Here is an 18869-nt window from a genome sequence, read left to right as displayed (position 1 = left end):
GGCACAGAAGATGGTGGAAAGCGCTAATGGACTGGCTTACACACAAGAACCCATTCGTGAAAATTACCATCCATTAACCAAAGAAGGATTGAATGCCAAACACTTTAGCTGGAGTGCAGCACATATACTAATGCTGTTTTAACGCATCACTCGTCGTCAGACTAATTACATGATATTTAAATATTAGACAATTTATGAGTTGTTAGTTTGTTGAATATTAGAGTCTTGCTTGAAGCATGTTTTCGCATCTTGTGAATCATCTTATGTCTTACGTCTTGCATCTTGATACTACATTTAAACTGACACTAAATACAATAAAGCTCATCAAAATGATACGATTTCTATCAATAATAACCTTGCTTGGCATAACCCAAATTAATTTGGGACAAAAGCTCGAAGATTGGGAAGATTCCAATGTATTTGCCATCAATATGCTGGAACCGCATGCCATCTTTTATGTATTTGATCAGCCAGAGGAGGCAATGAAGAATGACTGGCGACAGTCCGACTGTTATCAGTCACTCAACGGAGCCTGGAAGTTTAACTGGTCAGTGGCCCCACCCAAACGTCCAAAGAATTTCTATCAACCCGATTATGATGTGAGTGGATGGGATGAGATTAAGGTACCATCCAACATTGAACTTCAAGGCTATTCGGCACCGATCTATACCGATGTACCGTACCCTTTCGATCCCAATCCGCCTTTTGTACCCATTGATCACAACCCGATAGGCTCTTATAAAAGGAAGTTTACTGTTCCTGCCAATTGGAAAGGTAAGCAGGTGAACATTCACTTTGGGGCAGTTAATTCGGCCATGTATCTGTGGGTTAATGGGCAGAAAGTAGGTTATGGCGAAGGATCAAAAACACCAATGGAATTTGACATTACCAAATATCTGCAGGAAGGCGAGAATGATCTGGCAGTTGAGTTGTATCGTTTCTGCAGCGGTTCTTACCTCGAAGATCAGGATATGTGGAAGATGAGTGGAATAGAGCGTGATGTCTACCTGGTGGCACGTACGCCCGACCATATACGTGATTTCTTTGTACACGCCTCATTAACTAATAACTACACCGATGGAGTATTAAATGTGGATGTGGAACTCAATCGTAATACAAAAGAAAAGCTAAATGTTGGCATCGAACTGTTTGATGGCAGTGAGGTAATTGCCCGTACCAAACAAATGGCAAATGGAACGCAAAAAGAGCTGAACCTCGCTTTGGAACAGCCTATTACTGATGTAAAGAAATGGACTGCTGAAACTCCCAACCTTTACAATTTACGCATCACCCTTTACGATGCGCAGATGAATGTGTTAGAATCTACTATTCGAAGTATCGGATTCAGAACATCAGAGATTAAAAACCGTCAGTTGCTCATCAATGGACAACCAGTGACCATTCGCGGTGTTAATCGTCACGAACATTCGGCTATTAATGGTAATATCCTGAGCGAGGAAGATATGATCAGGGATATCCGCTTGATGCAGGAGCATAATATCAATGCTGTACGTGCTTCGCATTATCCGAATATGGCACGTTGGTACGAGTTATGCGATCAATACGGGATGTATGTGGTGGATGAAGCCAATATCGAATCGCATGGTATGGGCTATGGCGAAGCGTCGTTGGCTAAAGATACAGCCTGGCTGGCAACACATCTCAATCGCACACAACGCATGTTGGAGCGCACAAAAAATCATCCGAGTATCATCACATGGTCGCTGGGCAATGAAGCGGGTGATGGCATTAACTTCGAAAAGACCTATGAGTGGATTAAGTCAAGGGATACATCGCGTCCGGTGCAATATGAGCAAGCCCGTTCGCGCGATCATACTGATGTTACGGCTCCCATGTATGCCACCATCGATTGGATGCGTGAATATATAGAGAGTGATTATACCAAACCTTATATCTTATGTGAGTATGCCCACGCCATGGGTAATTCGGTTGGTAACCTGCAGGGGTATTGGGACCTGATTGATAGTGAACCAAGTCTTCAGGGTGGTTTTATCTGGGACTGGGCCGATCAGACTTTTACCCGTGAAGATCATGAAGGAAAACCATACTATGCTTACGGTGGTGATCTGGGTTATGTTGGAATCAGCAATGATTCATCATTTTGTGCCAACGGTTTGGTAACCAGCGATCGTAAACACAATCCTCATATTTACGAGGTGAAAAAGGTTTATCAGCCGCTTAAAATATTAGAGGTTGATGCAGCTAAGGGACAGTTTAAATTGTGGAACCGTTTCAACTTTATAGGTACTGACGATTATGATTTAAGTTATTCAATTTCATATTACGATGAAGTGTTACAGGTGAAATCCATTGATATGCCTGATGTGGCGCCGCAGGATACGGTTGCTTTTACGGTTGATTATGGTGAACTGCAACAGCAGGTTGGGGGTGAGTACTTGGTGACATTTGCTATTCGACAAAAGCAAGCAAGCGCCTTGGTAGATAAAGGCCATGAAATGGGGTGGGATCAGTTTGTGATCAGATCATTCGATAAAGCATATGCACCCAACTCCAAATCTGTTTTAAAGGTTAAAGAGACAAGTAATCAGGTGGCTGTGTACAATAAGCAGTTTAAGGCTGTATTCAGCAAACAATCGGGCGAAATGATCAGTTGGATTCTGAATGGTAAAGAGTTACTGGAAATGCCTTTGCAGCCCAACTTCTGGCGGGCACCCACCGAAAATGATCTGGCATGGGGTATGAATATAAAATGCGGATCATGGAAATCAGTTAACTGGAAAGCACTTGATACAAAAATCAATAAACTGACCGACAGAGTTGAGGTGATAATAAAGCAAGCTTTGAGTCAGGATAGTTCATACGTCACAAGCACTTATCAGCTATTCAATAATGGCGACATTAATGTAAAGACAGATTATGATATTGATGAAGCATTGCCGGAATTGCCGCGTGTTGGTTTGACTTTCAGAATATCGGCTGAATACGATAAACTGCAATGGTATGGTCGTGGTCCGCTGGAAAGTTACGTCGATCGTAAATCAGGTATGAAAAAGGGTGTTTACAGTGGTAAAGTGTGGGAGCAGTATTACCCTTATGTGCGTCCGCAGGAAACAGGTCTGAAACAGGATGTCCAATGGTTTGCTTTAACCAATCAAGGGGGAGAAGGCGTATTAATCGTTGCCGATCAGCCTTTGGCGTTTAATGCGCAGCAGTTTGATTTTGCAGATCTGGAGCATCAAGGACAACGGCAGATGGCGCATGGTACCGATATTCAACCCGGCGGGTTTATTACCGTTTGTGTCGACCACAAACATTTAGGTGTTGGTGGTGATACCACTTGGGGATGGCGTGCACAGGCTCATCCGCAATACCGTGTACAGGCTGGTCAGTATTCCTTTAGTTTTCGCCTAAGCCCCTTAAATTCTGAAGATGTGAAGAACAAAATTAATTACACTTATAGCCAATAATGTAAAGCTAGTAGCGTACTAAACAGCTTTTGAGCAAATCAGCTGAAGCTTAGACCTTTTTTACTTCCTTTTTTGTGTCATGACAAAAAAGGAAGTCGGGTTTGGGCGAAGCGCCAAATATGATATAAATACTTGGGACAGGATTTATACAGAGTAATTAATGCCTTAATGGAAGCATAACTTTGTGCCATGTGAATCATCTTGAGTCTTATATCTTAAATCTTGAGTCTTGTTGATGCTTCATTAATTGTGTTGATGAAAACTTAAGCTTTGCTTAATAATATCTTAATAGTCTGATTTTAACTTGATAAAACAAGTTTGTTAGCTATGAAACTGCTTGTACACATATGGTTAGCAAAAGCTGTTGTGTTGGTTTTATTCGTTGCCTGCACAACTGTTCACGATGATTTTGATTCTAAAGATGCCCTGCTTGAACTTTTAACCCGGAACGAATGGCGTCTTGATTTATATAATGAGGCAGACGAAAAGGTATTAGGACCATCAGGATATAATCTATTATTTAAAAAACTATCTGGAGAACTACATATTTCTGATATAAAAACTATTGGAAGATGGTCTCTTTTTTATGCCGATGAGGTGGTTTGGTACGATGATATTGATGGGCCAGCCCCTGATATGTCTGATGAATTGTATTTTGAAGATCTGGAAGAAGAGGAGCTGTTTTTATCGATTTACATTAATCATCCGGCAATTGGCAGGATTAATAATACCTGGGAGGTAGTTGTATTTTCATCATCAAGTATTAAGATGCAATATCGGAATGGAGAATTAATATTGATCCTGAAAGAGGTGTCTAATGATCAGGGAAATAGCCAATAAAAAATGCCAATTGTCTTGATACTTTATTAACGACTAAATTCTAATGACCTATTAATCTTTTAATATTCATGATATGACAAGGATTTAGTAGGAAATGTTAATTCTGATAGTTTGTTTATACCCAATTTTGCAATGTTATTGTGAATACAAACTATTGATATTATGATTGGATATAGACTTCTATTTGTGCTTCTGATTGTTGCAAGTTTTTATTCTTGTAAAACTAATCAAGAAGCGTCAGTAAAATATGTGACTGTTAAGGATGGTCAGTTCTACATTAACAATGAACGCTATACATTTGCCGGAGCCAATTACTGGCAAGGTATGCACCTGGGATCTACCCAATACGGAAACCGTGAGCAACTAAGGCGAGAGCTTGATCAACTTAAAAAGTACGGCATCACAAATCTGCGTATTATGGCCTCTTGCGAAGCTGATTCGACTTCTGAGTATTGTATGCAGCCACCATTGATGAAGGCGCCGGGTATTTATGATGATAACCTTTGGGAAGGACTTGATTTTCTTTTGGATGAAATGGGCAAGCGAGATATGAAAGCTGTTATGGTGTTGAGTAACTTCTGGACCTGGAGTGGAGGATTTTCGCAATACCTTAAATGGGATGGTGCCGGTGATATTCCTTATCCACAAGAGCCGGAATACAGTTGGTGGGATTACGGACAATACACAAAAGCCTTCTTTACCAATGAAACAACAAAAGAGTGGTATCGCAATCATGTTGTTAAAACAGTGAAGCGGGTTAATTCGATCAATGGAAAAGCATATGCAGATGATCCGACCATTATGACTTGGCAGTTAGCCAACGAACCAAGAGGTCTGGACCATAAGCAAGAGTTTGCACATTGGATAAAAGGCACCGCCGAGTTAATTAAAAGTATGGATGCAAATCATTTGGTATCATTGGGCTCTGAGGGTGATACACCTAATCCAGACGAAGGTTTGAAAGCAATTGTTGATAATGCATATGAGGCTATTGATTATATTACTATGCACATCTGGGTTCAGAACTGGAACTGGTATACACCGGGTGGTGGACAAGAAAAATATGATCAGATGATGCAAAGATTCAATAACTATTGGGATACCCATGTTGAGGTTGCTAAAACCCTTAATAAGCCAATTGTGCTGGAAGAATATGGCTTGGCACGTGATGCCTTTAACTATCAACCCGAAGCCTCCATCGAAGAGCGTAATCGTTATTACCAGTATGTCTACAATAAATTTGTGACGAATGTAGAGAAAAAAGGCGCAGTTCAGGGCGTTAATTTCTGGAGTTACTCAGGAGAAGCACGTCCACCACGTCCGGGAGAATATTGGCAAAGTGGAGATGTGTTTGTAGGCGATCCGCCGCACGAAATGCAGGGCTGGTACGGTGTTTATGAAGCTGATACTACTACTTTGAAAATAATTAGTGATGAGATATTAAAGTTGAGACGGTAAGAAGCAGGCTGAATTATAAGGGGTATTTCAACTTTAATTAATACGAGGTTTAGTAGTTACAGTGGAATAGCCCTTAATTAATTTGCTTAGTCTGTTCTTGTAATTATTATACGTTCGGTTGTTATGAGTTAAAATGGATTAAGCCAATCACTTTTGGCTAATCAAAACATAATGTTACGAATGACTCATCGGCCAATTTTGATTGGCATTTGAAGTAATAATTACATAGAACAACTTGCAAATGAATTTCAGGCTGGGGTTTTTCGTTAGTTTTTGACCTCGTGCAAAAAGTAACTCGGGTTTGGACGAAGTGCCAAGAAGTTGTTTTTCTATTTTTTTAAATTATAAGCGGATTGACAATCTTGGTATCAATGTATCGTTACCAATTTCTGTTGTGCCCTGAATTCACTTGGGGTACATCCCTTTTGAGCTTTAAATGCGCGATTAAAATTAGATACATTGCTAAAACCACAATCGTAGCATATTTCTGATATATTCTTTTCCGAGTCAATTAAAAAGCGGGCCGCAATTCCTATGCGCATTTCCGTTAGATATTCAGTAAACGAACGCTGCGTACGTTTTTTAAAGAAATGGCTAAAAGCAGAAGGTGACATATTTACCAGGTTAGCCACATCACCTATTTTAATGGGGTTGTGAATATTCTCTGTCAGGTATTGGTTGACTTGTTTGATGCGGCGGCTTTTAGATGTGTTAAACTGCTTTACATACGAAGCTGATGATAAGGTACTTTTATTTCGGGAAGTCGCCAGGTCGTATAATAAAGACAGCATTTCCAAAACAGAATCGAAACCTTGTTGATGCGACAGATTCATAATGCGTTCTGTTACTTCCTTTGTGGTTTGTTCCGAAAACTTAACACCCATTTTCGATTGCTCCAATAACTCGCGAACCGGTAATGATAGTTTGCGAGAAAGGAACTGTTCACTTGGAAAGGTTGGGTGAAATTGTAACGTAATTACCTGTGCTTCTGTTGATCCGCTTGTCCATGCATGAGGTGTATTAGGCCCGATAAGCACTAAGTCCGGAGAATTAAATTCCATTATGGAGTCGCCAATAATGCGCTTGCCACTGGCATTTAATACCAGGTTTAATTCATACTCCGGATGAAAGTGAACCGGGAAATCAAATTTGGCATTGGGATGATTCATTATAACAAAAAAATCATCTGTTGATAAAGGTGCTATTTCACGTATTATTCGCTGATGCATCAGTATTTGTTATTAGGTTATGCTGCAAATGTAATAAAAGAATTCATAATAGTATTGTTGGTGTGATGGAATGGATTTGATTGTAAGTTACAGTGTTAGAGTGTTGAAAGGGGTATTTGATGTTGTTTTATTGGATTTTGTAATTTAATGAATTCATAAAATCATCATATATTAGCAGCAAATGTAAATTTTGTGCTAAACAGGTCGCATACATTTGTAATGTGAAAAATTATTAAGAAGACTTAGAAACTGTTTAAGTTTTGTTTTTGGATTAAACTTGTACAGTTTCAGGAAAAGTCAGTTAACGCAAAGTTGTTTTTATGAAAACTTTCTATGAAAAAATCAAAGTAGTGACCTTGTCATTGATGCTTTGTATTTTCACTTTGGAGGCCAGTGCCCAACAAGTAAAAATCCAAGGTATTGTAAAAGATCAGTCTGGGATTGCACTACCTGGTATTAATGTCTACGAAAAAGGCACAACCAATGGTACAATAACTGATATGGATGGCCAATATGTCCTGGAAGTTGCATCAAACCAGTCGGTAATTGTGTTTTCATTGATCGGAATGACAACACAGGAACTTGTTGTTGATGGAAGAACAACCATCAATGTGGTAATGGAAGAGGAGATGCAAAATTTAGATGATGTAGTTGTTGTTGGGTACGGTTCTGTGCAGAAAAGTGATTTAACAGGAGCTGTTGGTTCGGTTAAGATAGAAAATCTGCCGATGAAACCAGCCAACTCAGTGGATGGATTATTGCAAGGGCAAAGTGCCGGTGTACAAGTAGTATCGTCATCTGATTCTCCTGGAGCAGGGGCTACCATTCGTATTCGTGGTGGTAGTTCGTATAGATCTGGTAATGAGCCATTGGTAGTAGTTGATGGCTTCCCCATTGGTGATGCCGGAAATATAAGCCAGATTTCACCCAATGATATTGAGTCGATGGAGATTTTGAAGGATGCTTCATCTACAGCTATTTATGGTTCGCGTGGAGCCAACGGCGTTATCATGATTACCACTAAAAAAGGTAAAAAGGGAACAACCGAGATAACTGTTTCGCAACAAAATACTTTTTCAGAATTTACTTCGGAACTAAACCTTTGGCGCGATCCGGTACTAATGGCTGAATTAAGCAACGAAGCTCGCACCAATGGAGGATTTGTTCCTTTATTTATCGGTGCCGAAGATCCGAATGGAGTTTACTATCCATCTGTAAGTGAGTTGAAAGATGGTAGCTGGCCTTACTTCACCAAATGGGATGATGTGGTTTTCCGTAATCCGGTTTCAAACAACACCAATATTGCGGTTCGCAGTCAGAACGAAAAGACACAGTTTAGCTTAAGCTCAACCTATTTCACTGATGAAGGTGTTTATATCGATGATGATTACGAGAAGCTAAATGTGAATTTAAATGTCAACCATAAAGTCTATGACAAGATTTTGGTTGGAACAAATGTAATATTCACTAAAGCAGAGCGAAACAATAATGGTGGTTTAGCTTACTGGCGTAACCCAATTTTCCCGGTTTATAATAACAATGATCCAAGCCAGGGATATTACATGATTGGTACACAGGATTACTCACATCCGATAGCATTAACCGAAAACAGGCTAAGCACATCAGATTTCCTTGATTTTATCGGAACAGGTTTTGTGGAAGCTCAGATTCTGCCTTCTTTAAAATTAAAGTCGCAGGTTAATTACCGTTTTGCCCGTTCAATAGGCGAATATTATAATCCAAAAGTATATACCGAAGATGGAACCTTTAACAATGGTTCGGCAGGCGTTGATAATTCAGAGGTAGGTGATCTGATTACAGAAACATTTTTGACATTTGACAAGAAGCTCAGTGATTTGCACAAGATAAATGCTGTCGGTGGTTTCTCCTATCAATATACGCAGGGTAAATCCTCAAACTTACGAGCCTATGATTTCTTAAATGAGTCGTTGGGAAGTGGCTACTTGGCAGGAGGTAATCCAGAGCAGCAACGCGTTTCCAACGGCATGAGTGAAGAGGTAATGTATTCATGGCTGGGAAGGTTGAACTATGTGTTTAACAACAAGTATATGGCAACATTTACCATGCGTGCCGATGCTTCATCACGATTTGGTGAAGATAATCAGTGGGCGATATTCCCTTCAGGAGCCTTGGGCTGGAAAATGCATCACGAAAACTTTATTAAAAACCTGAATGTATTTGATGAATTAAAACTACGCGGTAGTTATGGTATCTCAGGTAATAAAGAACCAATCGGTTTATACGATATTCACAGTCAATACGGACTGGATCAGTACTTTGTAAATGGTGCGTGGCAAACGGCTATCGGCCCTGGTTACATTAAACGATGGGATAGCCACACAGGTAAGAAACAATGGGGTGGAATTCCGAATCCGGCTTTAAAGTGGGAAACAACAAGCCAGTTGAACATTGGTGTTGACATGGCCTTTCTAAACCGACGCCTGCGTGTCATTGTCGATTATTACAACAAGTATACAAATGACTTATTACGTGAGCGCTGGTTATCACCATCATCGTCATATGACTTAATGTTCGTAAACAGTGGTGAAATCAAGAATGAAGGTGTTGAATTAACAATCGAAAGTGATATTGTACATCGGGGAGACTGGAATATTACCGGAGCTTTAATGTTCTCACGTAACAGAAATGAAGTGGTAAGCCTGGGTGATGAAATCGCATTTGGATTAAGTACCGATCCTAATACAGGTATGCTATACGAATTTAACGGAAGTAATGTGGAAGCATTCCGAGCGGTACCTAATATTTTGGGTATTGGTCAGGCGGTAAATGCCTTCTATGGTCATAAGGTAGATGGTATTATTCAGAGCGAAGAAGAAGGCTTAGCAGCTGGACTGACAGGTAAGTTAGCACAACCGGGCGAGTTTAAATACGTCGATATTAATGAAGACGGTGTTATTGATGACAAAGACCGCACCATCATTGGAGATCCAAATCCTGATTTTATTGCCAGTTTAAATCTTCAGGTGAGTTGGAAAAACATTGATTTAGCAATGTTCTTCAACGGCAGTTTTGGTCAGGATGTTTTGAATACAAAAGCTTTTGATGAACCCAGCAACCTACCCTTAAGATGGACACAAGATAACCTAACAAACGATTATCCAAGCCTGAGAGGTGGACGCAATCTTTATTTCTCCGACTGGTACATTCAGGAAACAAATTACCTGCGTTTGCAAAACGTTTCGTTGAGCTACAACTTTAAAAATATTGGTATCGAGTGGTTCAAAAGAGGACGTGTATTTATGAACGCAACAAACTTATTTACCATTACTGATTTTGAAGGATACGATCCGGAAATTGGCAGCGATGGCATCTATTGGGGTGGATATCCGAAGTTAAGAAAATGGACTTTAGGTGTTGAATTAACGTTCTAATAATCAGATTTAAGATGAAGACATTATATAAATTAGTTTTAGGATTAGCTTTCGCACTTGGTTTGTTTTCTTGCGAGAGTCTGGATGTAAAACCAACCGGTTTTTACTCCGAAGATAATTTCTACAAAACGGTAGAAGATGCTGAAGCTTCATTGCTATATGCTTACGATGCATTAACACTAGTAAGTTATGCACCCGTTACTTATTACCTGTGTGAGTTGGCAACTGACAATTGTGTTGTAAAACCCGATGAAGGTGCTGATGCACAGGAGTTCGTTAATTGGGAAGTAACGTCGCAGAATGAACTGCTAACGCAATACTACCGCTGTGCTTATATTGCTATCAACCGAGCCAATGCAGTGATTGAAAACGTGGAAGGAAGAGGGTTTAATGAAGCTGATGAAAAGCGTTTATTGGGAGAAGCCTACTTCTTACGTGCCTGGAATCACTTTAACATTGTAAGAGCCTTTGGTATTGCACCGCTTCAAAAGTCATTGGTTGATAAAATCGACGAAACAACAGCTAGTTTGCCTGAAAGTCTTCAGGAGTCGTATACTTTTATGATTGATGATGCCCAAAAGGCGATTGATTTTCTTGAAGTGAATCGTGTGACCGGTCGTGCCGATAAGGTGGCTGCACAGGCTTTACTGGCAAAGATTTATTTGTTTGCTGCATCATCCAAAGAGAGTGGCGTACCGAAATACGGCGCCATCACTGAAGATGTTGATGCCTTGTATACCAAAGCTGCTGAATATGCCGAATATGTATTGACGGAGCAAGGGGAATATGCACATGATGCTAATCTTCAGAATATCTATGATGTCAACAGTCCTAATGGACCGGAGCATATCTTTATTATGTCAATGGATCGTTCTGGAACGCAGGAAGGCGATTATTCTAAATTATCAAAGTACTTTATTCCCTGGATTGCAGGAGGTGAAATATTCCTGAAAAACACCGATGACACTTTGATTCCAACCCATGATGGCTGGAGCGTATTTCAAACAACCGGTACTTTAATCAATAATTACGAGGCAACAGATAAACGTCGCACTGAATTATTGGTAAGTGAAATATTCGATGAGGAAGGTAACTCAACCGGAACGGTAGCCAATGGTACCATTCCTTACGAATTCACCCGCAAATATGTCGACCCTGAATATACAGGAGATAAGAGTAGCACGCGCCCATATTTGATTCGTTATTCAGATGTACAGTTAATCTACGCTGAAGCAACAGCTGATGCAAATGGATTAGCTGAATACAACGAAATTCGCCGTCGTGCTGGTGTAAGTGAATTGGCTGACATAGCCGGATTGTCAAAAGAGGAGTTCCGCACCTTGATTATTGAAGAGCGTCAGCGAGAGTTAGCTTTTGAAGGTGATCGTCTTTGGGATTTACGCCGCAAAAATATAGTGCAGGATAAAGTCACAGAAGCAGCCGGTTTAACACCTGAACAACTGGCTTTCTATCCAATTCCTCAGCGCGAAATTGATTTGAATCCAAACATTAATTAATCTATTGCAATGAAGAAGTTATTATATATATCCGTAATTGTACTGACAGCTTTAGTGTCTGCTTGTACAGCCGATCCGTTTAAGGATTTGGAAGGAACCGACTGGCAAAAAGAACGTAACATTACATCGCTCTTAATTGAAGGACAGATGGGAACAGCTGTTATTGAGCGCGAGTTGGATGATGCTACCGTTAAGATCTTTGCACGCATCGAGAATATTGAGGATTTATCAAAGGTTGAGGTAAAAGCTATTGAATTGGCCTATGGTGCTTCATCATCAGTAACCCCTGGTTCTGCACTTGATTTTAGCAATGAGATAGCAAGTATTCCTGTAACATCGGGAGCCGGAGAAACATTAAACTGGCAAGTGTCGCTTCATCCATTTGTATCTGATCTGGAAGGAGCATGGTACATTGGCGAAATGGGTATGTATTGCGATATGTTTACCTGGGAAAGCTGGGGATGGGAAGAATACCTTCAGATTCCGGAATATTTACCAGAGTCATCGCCAGAATTAGATAATGTGATCACTTTTGAAGTGGAAGGCGCTGATGAAAGTGGAAATCCATACGGTCGCTATGTGCATGATGCAGGAAATGATGGCGTATTTGGTGAATTCTCAGACAGCAGTAAGGATTGGGATTACAACCATCGTTATCGTAAAATTCCGATGGGTGAAGGAAGCTGGTTGCGTGACTACGAGCGTAACAAAGTCATCATCACGGATGCCAGCAGCCAGGTGTTTGAGTTAGACCTTGACATATTGACTGAGACGAATGAAGTAGCACTAAACTCCGAAGTTCCTTATCATCCTGAATTATTTGACTGGAACAACACTGACTGGAGCTATGAAAAAGTAGCTCATATGTCGAAAAAAATGTGGTATCGTTTAGCTAAGGAGCGTATTATTCAAACCGGAAATGACATTACGGCAATGACTGTTGCAGGTCAGGTTGGAGACGCAGCAATTAATAATGATGCGAAGGAAGTCACTGTGATCATTGAAAACAATGGCGCTGATATTTCAGCTATTCAATTAACCGGACTGTCAGTTTCATATGCTGCAACGGCTGATAAGTCAGTTGGTGAAATGTTGGATTTCTCAAACAGTAATTCAACACAGATAACCGTCACATCAGAAGCCGGAGAAGCAGTTACATGGACCATTAAGTTACAAATTGACTTAAATGCAGATGATGTATCCATTGCCGGTACATGGACAATTGGTGAGGTTAGCATCTATTGTGACCTCTTTACCTGGGAAAGCTGGGGATGGGATAAGTCTGAAAAGTTGAATAACTACATGCCACAAGTTGAGCCTGAACTGGATAATACCATCACATTTACTTTAGAAGGGGTGAATGAGCACGGCCAGCCATATGGTTATTATGAACACAACGCCGGCACCGACGGTGAATATGGAAACTTCGTTTCTGATGATGCCAGCTGGCCTGAATCTGATTTTAATGCCCGATACAGAAAAGTGCCTACAGGAGCTGGAACATGGCTGTTAGATGGCGAATCAGTTATTATTACCGATAGTAGTTCAACCGACTTTACATTAACGCTTGAAGTTAAGTCAGAAACTGAAATTGCATTAACGACTGAGTTAGAGTACAAGTCTGAACTTTTTGATTGGGATGTGCAAAACTACAGTTATGAAGAAGTAGCACACATGTCTAAAAAGATGTGGTATAACCTTAATAAGCAGTAAAGAAAAAATAACACTTACGTTGGCATAGCGCGAGTGTTATTAAAAAATATTTCACAATGAGAAAAGGACTTTTATTAACAGCAATATTCGCCTTAATACTAACGGTTATAGCCTGTGAGGATGATGATAGTGGTATTCCGGAAAATGTATTAAAGAACCGCGAAATAACAATTACATCAGAGCTGGTTTCGAGCAATTTTGTGGGCAATGGCGCGCAGTGGGGAGGCTATGATATGGTGCCAACCTGGTTGGGTACTCAAACATTAAGTGATGCAGACTGGGCAACGCTTTTTGAGCGTATCGATTATATGCGTCCACCATTCTTACGTATTATGACAACTGCAGAGTGGTCATATGATGATGGTGGTGATTACAATGAAACAAAAAAGACGGTTTCACTTTTTAAGATGTTGGATTATGCTCAGAGCCGCAATATTGAAATTACCTACGGGGAATGGGGGCATCATTACACTGATGGAAATATCAGCAATATCAATATGGAATGGATTGCTAACTCGGTGAAGTTTCTGAATCACCTGGTGAATGAGAAAGGCTATACATGCATAAAAACCATCAATATTATTAACGAACCCAATGGGGACTGGTCTTCGGCGCAGGGAAGTTATGATGTTTATAAAAATGTACAAGAGCTATACATTGCTGAAATGGCCAAGTACGAGTTGTCATCAGTTAAGCTGATGGGACCGGATGTAGCAATCTTTGATAATACAAATGAAACAACCTGGATTACAAAGACAGCTGAAGATTTAGGAGAGCATGTTGGCTTATATGACATACATGTGTACCCAAAACAGCAGATTGTGCGCAATGGCGATTATACATCTATGCTGCAGGCATATCGTGATGCTACCCCGTCCGATAAACGTATTGTACTGGGTGAAGTTGGTTTTAAATACACCGAGGTGGATGCCGATCTGAAAGAACGTAACGAAGCAGCTATTGAAGCTGATCCGTATGCTGGATATGATTCTAATATGATGATTTACGAAGCGTTTTATGGCGTTGATATGGCCGATGCCATTATTCAGTCCATGCGTGCAGGTTTTTCCGGAGCATTGGTATGGGATATGGACGATGCCATGTACAACAGCCCTGATAATGGCGACTATCAGACAGATAAACTAAAGCGTTGGGGCTTTTGGAATATACTGGGGGAAGAACACTGTGGCACACCAGAAGGTGAAGAAATTCGTCCGTTCTTCTATACAGTGTCTCTTTTGTGCCGTTATTTCCCGGCCGGATGTAATATTTACAATATTGAGCTACCTGAAAAGAAAGGCGTTCGTGCCATTATGGCTGAGAAAGATGGCAAATACACCATTGCAGTTGTCAACTCACATTATGTCAGCTATCCAATTGTGCTAAAGGCTGATAATATGGCCAATGCCACACTTGATAAATACAGTTATCAATCAAATGCTGACGGTTCATTTATTGGAACAGTTGATGAAAAAGGATTTGCTACACCTTTAGAAAAAAGTGTGAATCTGGATTTTGCTTCAGGTGTTGAGCTGACGCTTGAAGGAGAGTCATTCATTCTTTACACCAATATGGACTAAGACAAAAGAAGAATTAAACTAAACGATATTTCAGGTATGAGATTAGCAAGTGTATAATGACTTTGAACAAAAAGTCTTATGTCTTGCATCTCACATCTTGATACTAATAAAATAAGTATGAAACTAACAAAGCATCCGAATAACCCTATCTTAAAACCACATCCAACTAATTACTGGGAAAACCTTGTTGTTTGTAATCCTGGTGTTTGGTACGAAAATGGAAAGTTTACCATGCTGTATCGTGCTGCAGGCGATGACGAACAGCATTATATTCGTATGGGTACTGCTGTCAGTAATGATGGAATTAATTTCGACCGTGTGTCAGATGAACCCACTTTTGGACCAAGTGTTGACGGACCCGATCAGGGAGGTGTTGAAGATCCGCGTATCGTTAAATTTGGTGATGAATTCTACGTGACCTATGCCTATCGTCCTCATTTTCCCGGACAATACTGGAAGTTTGCACACGATGTGATTCTTTTACCAGAAACAGGTGCTGACTCGCCGGCTGTCATGAAAGATAATATTGCCAACTCAGGTTTGGCTGTGACCAAAGATTTTAAAAACTGGCGTCGTTTGGGTCGTGTAACAGACACCAACCTGGATGACCGGGATGTGATTCTTTTCCCAGAGAAAATTAATGGTAAATATGCCATGTTACACCGGCCTAAGCAATGGATTGGGGAAGAATATGGTTGTGATAAACCTGCTATCTGGATTCGTTTCTCTGACGATTTAATGGTGTGGAACGAACCAAGCAGCTTGTTAATTGCTGGTATAGATGGTACATGGGAAGAGAAAGTGGGCGGCTCGACACCTCCGCTTAAAACCGATGAAGGATGGTTAATTATTTACCATGGTGTGGAAAATGGTGGAGAAGGTTATTACCGTGTTGGTGTGGCTTTGCTTGATTTAGATGATCCAACAAAAGTTATTGCACGTGCCGAAGACTGGATCATGGAACCGGAGCACGATTATGAGATAGAAGGTTTTTATAAGGGTTGTGTTTTCCCCACTGGAAACGTCATTGTAGACGACACATTATATGTATATTACGGTGGAGCTGACAAATATGTGGGCCTGGCAACCTGTAAAGTGTCAGAAATCCTTGATTTTGTATTAAAAAGATAAGTGCTGTTTATAAGCATATTAAATACTAAATTATTGGCATCAGATCAATGAAAGAACATTTATTTTTAAGATTACCGGTTGTAATTCTTTTGATGTTGTTAACTGTGAATATTCATGGTCAGGATTCAAATTTCCATATCTACCTTTGCTTTGGGCAATCTAATATGGAAGGATCAGCTGCCATTGAAGAGCAGGATAAACAGGAAGTTGATGGATTTGTCATGATGCCGGCAATGGATTGTCCGGATGAAAACAGATTTATGGGCAATTGGTATCCTGCAGTTCCGCCGTTAAGTAGCTGTTGGCATGGTTTGTCCCCGGCTGACTATTTTGGCAGAACGATGGTAGCGATTTTACCTGATTCCATTAAAGTTGGAGTAATCAATGTTGCTGTTGGTGGCTGCGATATTCGATTATTCAATAAAGATCAATATCAGAACTTTGCTAATGCTTTACCAGATAAATGGTTCGTTGATAAGATAAACGCATACAGCGGTAATCCTTATAAGCGCTTTATTGGATTGGCAAAAGAAGCTCAAAAATCAGGTGTAATCAAAGGAATTTTATTGCATCAGGGCGAGGCGAATGAAAGAGATGAAAACTGGCCAAAGTATGTCAAAGATGTGTATGAGAATATGTTGCAGGATCTCGGTTTACATGCCAATGAGGTGCCATTGCTGGCAGGTGAGGTAGTACATGCCGATCAAGGCGGTATGTGTTCGAGTATGAATCATATTATCAATCGGTTACCTTATTTTGTACCTGCTGCACATGTAATTTCTTCAGCAGGATGCGCTGTGCGGGAAGATAATTTGCATTTTAACTCTGAAGGAGTAAGGAAGCTGGGCAGAAGGTATGCCATTGAAATGCTGTCGATTTTAGGATATTAATTTCTATTGACGAAATAAAGAAGAATTATGAGATATTTTATTTTAATAATAATGACACTGATCTTTTCATCATGTCAAAAAGATGATAGCATACGAATCACAATTAATCCGGATGAAGTCATCAGCACCAATTTTATAGGAAATGGAGTGCAGTGGTCTGCTTACCCACATGCTGATACAGAGAATGCCGATTGGGGAAAACTGATGACGGATGAAAAGTGGGAGATGAACTATCAGCGACTGGATTATATGCAACCCAGGTTATTTAGAGTGCTGGATCAGGCTAACTGGCGATATTTGGTAGGTTTCGATAATGATGATATGCCCATTTTAGATTTTACCACACCAGAGGTTAAGGCTTTGGAGAAAATACTGGATTATGCCCAGGCCAACAACATTACTGTTTTATTTGGTGAATGGGGAACGCCTTACAAAGTGCATGATACTCACTTAGGTCATGGTGATAGATTTACCGGAGCTAACGATCCGAAGTGGATTAACAGCATTGTGTCTTACCTCAAATATTTGATTATTGATCGTGGTTATACATGCCTGAAGTACTACAACCTTGTAAATGAACCCAATGGTGATTGGGCTACAACAAATGGCGACTTTGTAGAATGGAGCGAAGGCGTGAAAATGCTTAATGAGGCATTAAAGCAAAATGGTTTGGATAAGTACATCTCTGTAGCAGGTCCCGATGCAGTAACTCGCTATGACAATCCTAACTCACAATACACAGGAGCAGGATGGGTTGAGCAAACAGCAAAACAGTTGGATGATTACGTTGGAATATACGAGGTTCACGATTATACTGCGTATGACTTGGTGCGGAGCGGAGGTTTCAGAACCTGGCACGAAAAAGTAGCAGAATACGCGAGGGAAACAGGTAAGCAAATCATTTTTGGCGAGCTTGGATTTAGCAGGAACGGTCAAGAAAATCAGGAGAAAGCCAAAGCTGATCCTTATGCTTGTGAAGACAGCCAGATGGATGTGTACAATTTTAGCTATGGAATTGATATGGCTGATGCCCTAATTCAAAGCATGAATGCCGGTTATTCCGGTTCAGCAGCCTGGGCCCTTGACGATGCCATGCACACCTGTGGCGATTGGGGCAATAAAAATGAACTGAAACGCTGGGGCATGTGGAACAGTTTGGGAACCGAGTTATGCAACAATCCGGATGATGAGAACATTCGTCCCTGGTATTATTCATGGTCCATCTTATGTCGTTACTTTCCAACCGGGAGTACTATAATTAAAACCACTGAAACTGGTATTGAAGGGTTGCGATTAACAGCTGGCATGTATGAGGATGATGTGACTGTAGCGGTAGTTAATAACTCAAAGGTCGGGCATACTATATCACTTAATGTGCCGGATGACCTTACCTGCAAGAAGTTTGAGTATGTTGATGGTGATAGGAAAGTGGACGAGAAAGGATTTCCGGTTGCTGCAGAAAAAGGAATTAAAGCTAATAACCGATTGGAACTTCATGTTCCTGCGAATAGTTTTATCTTGTTAACATCATTGGATTATTAATTTATAAGACAAAAGTATCAAGACATAAGACAATCTTTATGAGTAACGTTTTAATACGTGATGCTAAGAATAAAGACAGTTTTTAATCAATCTTGTGTCTCAAATCT

The 18869-nt window shown here is 40.3% G+C and carries 11 protein-coding genes; 10 read left to right on the top strand and 1 reads right to left on the bottom strand.

Annotated elements, in window-relative coordinates:
* The first annotated feature begins 329 nt into the window (after window positions 1-329).
* The 3 genes from lacZ to AC4MRQ_RS07100 all read left to right on the top strand — a co-directional run bounded on the left by lacZ (window position 330) and on the right by AC4MRQ_RS07100 (window position 5747).
* A complete protein-coding gene (gene lacZ, locus AC4MRQ_RS07110; RefSeq protein ID WP_491196967.1) occupies window positions 330-3449 on the top strand; it encodes a beta-galactosidase, LacZ type in 3120 nt (1039 codons plus the stop codon).
* A 327-nt stretch (window positions 3450-3776) separates the two neighbouring features.
* Complete coding sequence (locus AC4MRQ_RS07105) at window positions 3777-4289, top strand: hypothetical protein (RefSeq protein WP_491196966.1); 513 nt, start codon at window positions 3777-3779, stop codon at window positions 4287-4289.
* A gap of 162 nt (window positions 4290-4451) precedes the next feature.
* On the top strand, window positions 4452-5747 hold the full coding sequence (locus AC4MRQ_RS07100) for a glycoside hydrolase 5 family protein (RefSeq protein WP_491196965.1): 1296 nt from the start codon (window positions 4452-4454) through the stop codon (window positions 5745-5747).
* A gap of 368 nt (window positions 5748-6115) precedes the next feature.
* Here AC4MRQ_RS07100 and AC4MRQ_RS07095 read toward each other — a convergent pair whose 3' ends face one another.
* Window positions 6116-6976 (bottom strand): AraC family transcriptional regulator, encoded by an 861-nt coding sequence (locus tag AC4MRQ_RS07095; RefSeq protein ID WP_491196964.1) that lies wholly within the window; start codon window positions 6974-6976, stop codon window positions 6116-6118.
* 320 nt (window positions 6977-7296) lie between these two features.
* Between AC4MRQ_RS07095 and AC4MRQ_RS07090 the strand changes: the two genes are divergently transcribed.
* The 7 genes from AC4MRQ_RS07090 (at window position 7297) to AC4MRQ_RS07060 (ending at window position 18762) form a co-directional block, all read left to right on the top strand.
* Entirely contained in the window at window positions 7297-10389 is a 3093-nt protein-coding gene (locus AC4MRQ_RS07090; RefSeq protein ID WP_491196963.1) for a SusC/RagA family TonB-linked outer membrane protein, read from the top strand.
* A 14-nt stretch (window positions 10390-10403) separates the two neighbouring features.
* Window positions 10404-11906 (top strand): RagB/SusD family nutrient uptake outer membrane protein, encoded by a 1503-nt coding sequence (locus tag AC4MRQ_RS07085; protein ID WP_491196962.1) that lies wholly within the window; start codon window positions 10404-10406, stop codon window positions 11904-11906.
* 9 nt (window positions 11907-11915) lie between these two features.
* Window positions 11916-13619, top strand: a complete 1704-nt coding sequence (locus AC4MRQ_RS07080) for a hypothetical protein (protein ID WP_491196961.1) — start codon at window positions 11916-11918, stop codon at window positions 13617-13619.
* Window positions 13620-13675: 56 nt separating this feature from the next.
* Window positions 13676-15199, top strand: coding sequence for a hypothetical protein (locus tag AC4MRQ_RS07075; RefSeq protein WP_491196960.1), 1524 nt, complete (start codon window positions 13676-13678; stop codon window positions 15197-15199).
* Window positions 15200-15316: 117 nt separating this feature from the next.
* Window positions 15317-16330 (top strand): glycoside hydrolase family 130 protein, encoded by a 1014-nt coding sequence (locus tag AC4MRQ_RS07070; protein WP_491196959.1) that lies wholly within the window; start codon window positions 15317-15319, stop codon window positions 16328-16330.
* A gap of 47 nt (window positions 16331-16377) precedes the next feature.
* A complete protein-coding gene (locus tag AC4MRQ_RS07065) occupies window positions 16378-17220 on the top strand; it encodes a sialate O-acetylesterase (RefSeq protein WP_491196958.1) in 843 nt (280 codons plus the stop codon).
* Between the two features lie 51 nt (window positions 17221-17271).
* Window positions 17272-18762 (top strand): cellulase family glycosylhydrolase, encoded by a 1491-nt coding sequence (locus tag AC4MRQ_RS07060; RefSeq protein WP_491196957.1) that lies wholly within the window; start codon window positions 17272-17274, stop codon window positions 18760-18762.
* The last annotated feature ends 107 nt before the right edge of the window (window positions 18763-18869 follow it).

This window comes from Carboxylicivirga sp., assembly GCF_982718395.1.
The sequence above is the reverse complement of the archived record's forward strand: the minus strand, read 5'-3'. Positions and strand labels throughout refer to the sequence as shown.

Excerpts from the sequence above, each read along its gene's own strand:
- lacZ (WP_491196967.1), top strand. The coding sequence starts at position 330 with ATGATACGATTTCTATCAATAATAACCTTGCTTGGCATAACCCAAATT.
- AC4MRQ_RS07105 (WP_491196966.1), top strand. The coding sequence starts at position 3,777 with ATGAAACTGCTTGTACACATATGGTTAGCAAAAGCTGTTGTGTTGGTT.
- AC4MRQ_RS07100 (WP_491196965.1), top strand. The coding sequence starts at position 4,452 with ATGATTGGATATAGACTTCTATTTGTGCTTCTGATTGTTGCAAGTTTT.
- AC4MRQ_RS07095 (WP_491196964.1), bottom strand. The coding sequence starts at position 6,976 with ATGCATCAGCGAATAATACGTGAAATAGCACCTTTATCAACAGATGAT.
- AC4MRQ_RS07090 (WP_491196963.1), top strand. The coding sequence starts at position 7,297 with ATGAAAACTTTCTATGAAAAAATCAAAGTAGTGACCTTGTCATTGATG.
- AC4MRQ_RS07085 (WP_491196962.1), top strand. The coding sequence starts at position 10,404 with ATGAAGACATTATATAAATTAGTTTTAGGATTAGCTTTCGCACTTGGT.
- AC4MRQ_RS07080 (WP_491196961.1), top strand. The coding sequence starts at position 11,916 with ATGAAGAAGTTATTATATATATCCGTAATTGTACTGACAGCTTTAGTG.
- AC4MRQ_RS07075 (WP_491196960.1), top strand. The coding sequence starts at position 13,676 with ATGAGAAAAGGACTTTTATTAACAGCAATATTCGCCTTAATACTAACG.
- AC4MRQ_RS07070 (WP_491196959.1), top strand. The coding sequence starts at position 15,317 with ATGAAACTAACAAAGCATCCGAATAACCCTATCTTAAAACCACATCCA.
- AC4MRQ_RS07065 (WP_491196958.1), top strand. The coding sequence starts at position 16,378 with ATGAAAGAACATTTATTTTTAAGATTACCGGTTGTAATTCTTTTGATG.
- AC4MRQ_RS07060 (WP_491196957.1), top strand. The coding sequence starts at position 17,272 with ATGACACTGATCTTTTCATCATGTCAAAAAGATGATAGCATACGAATC.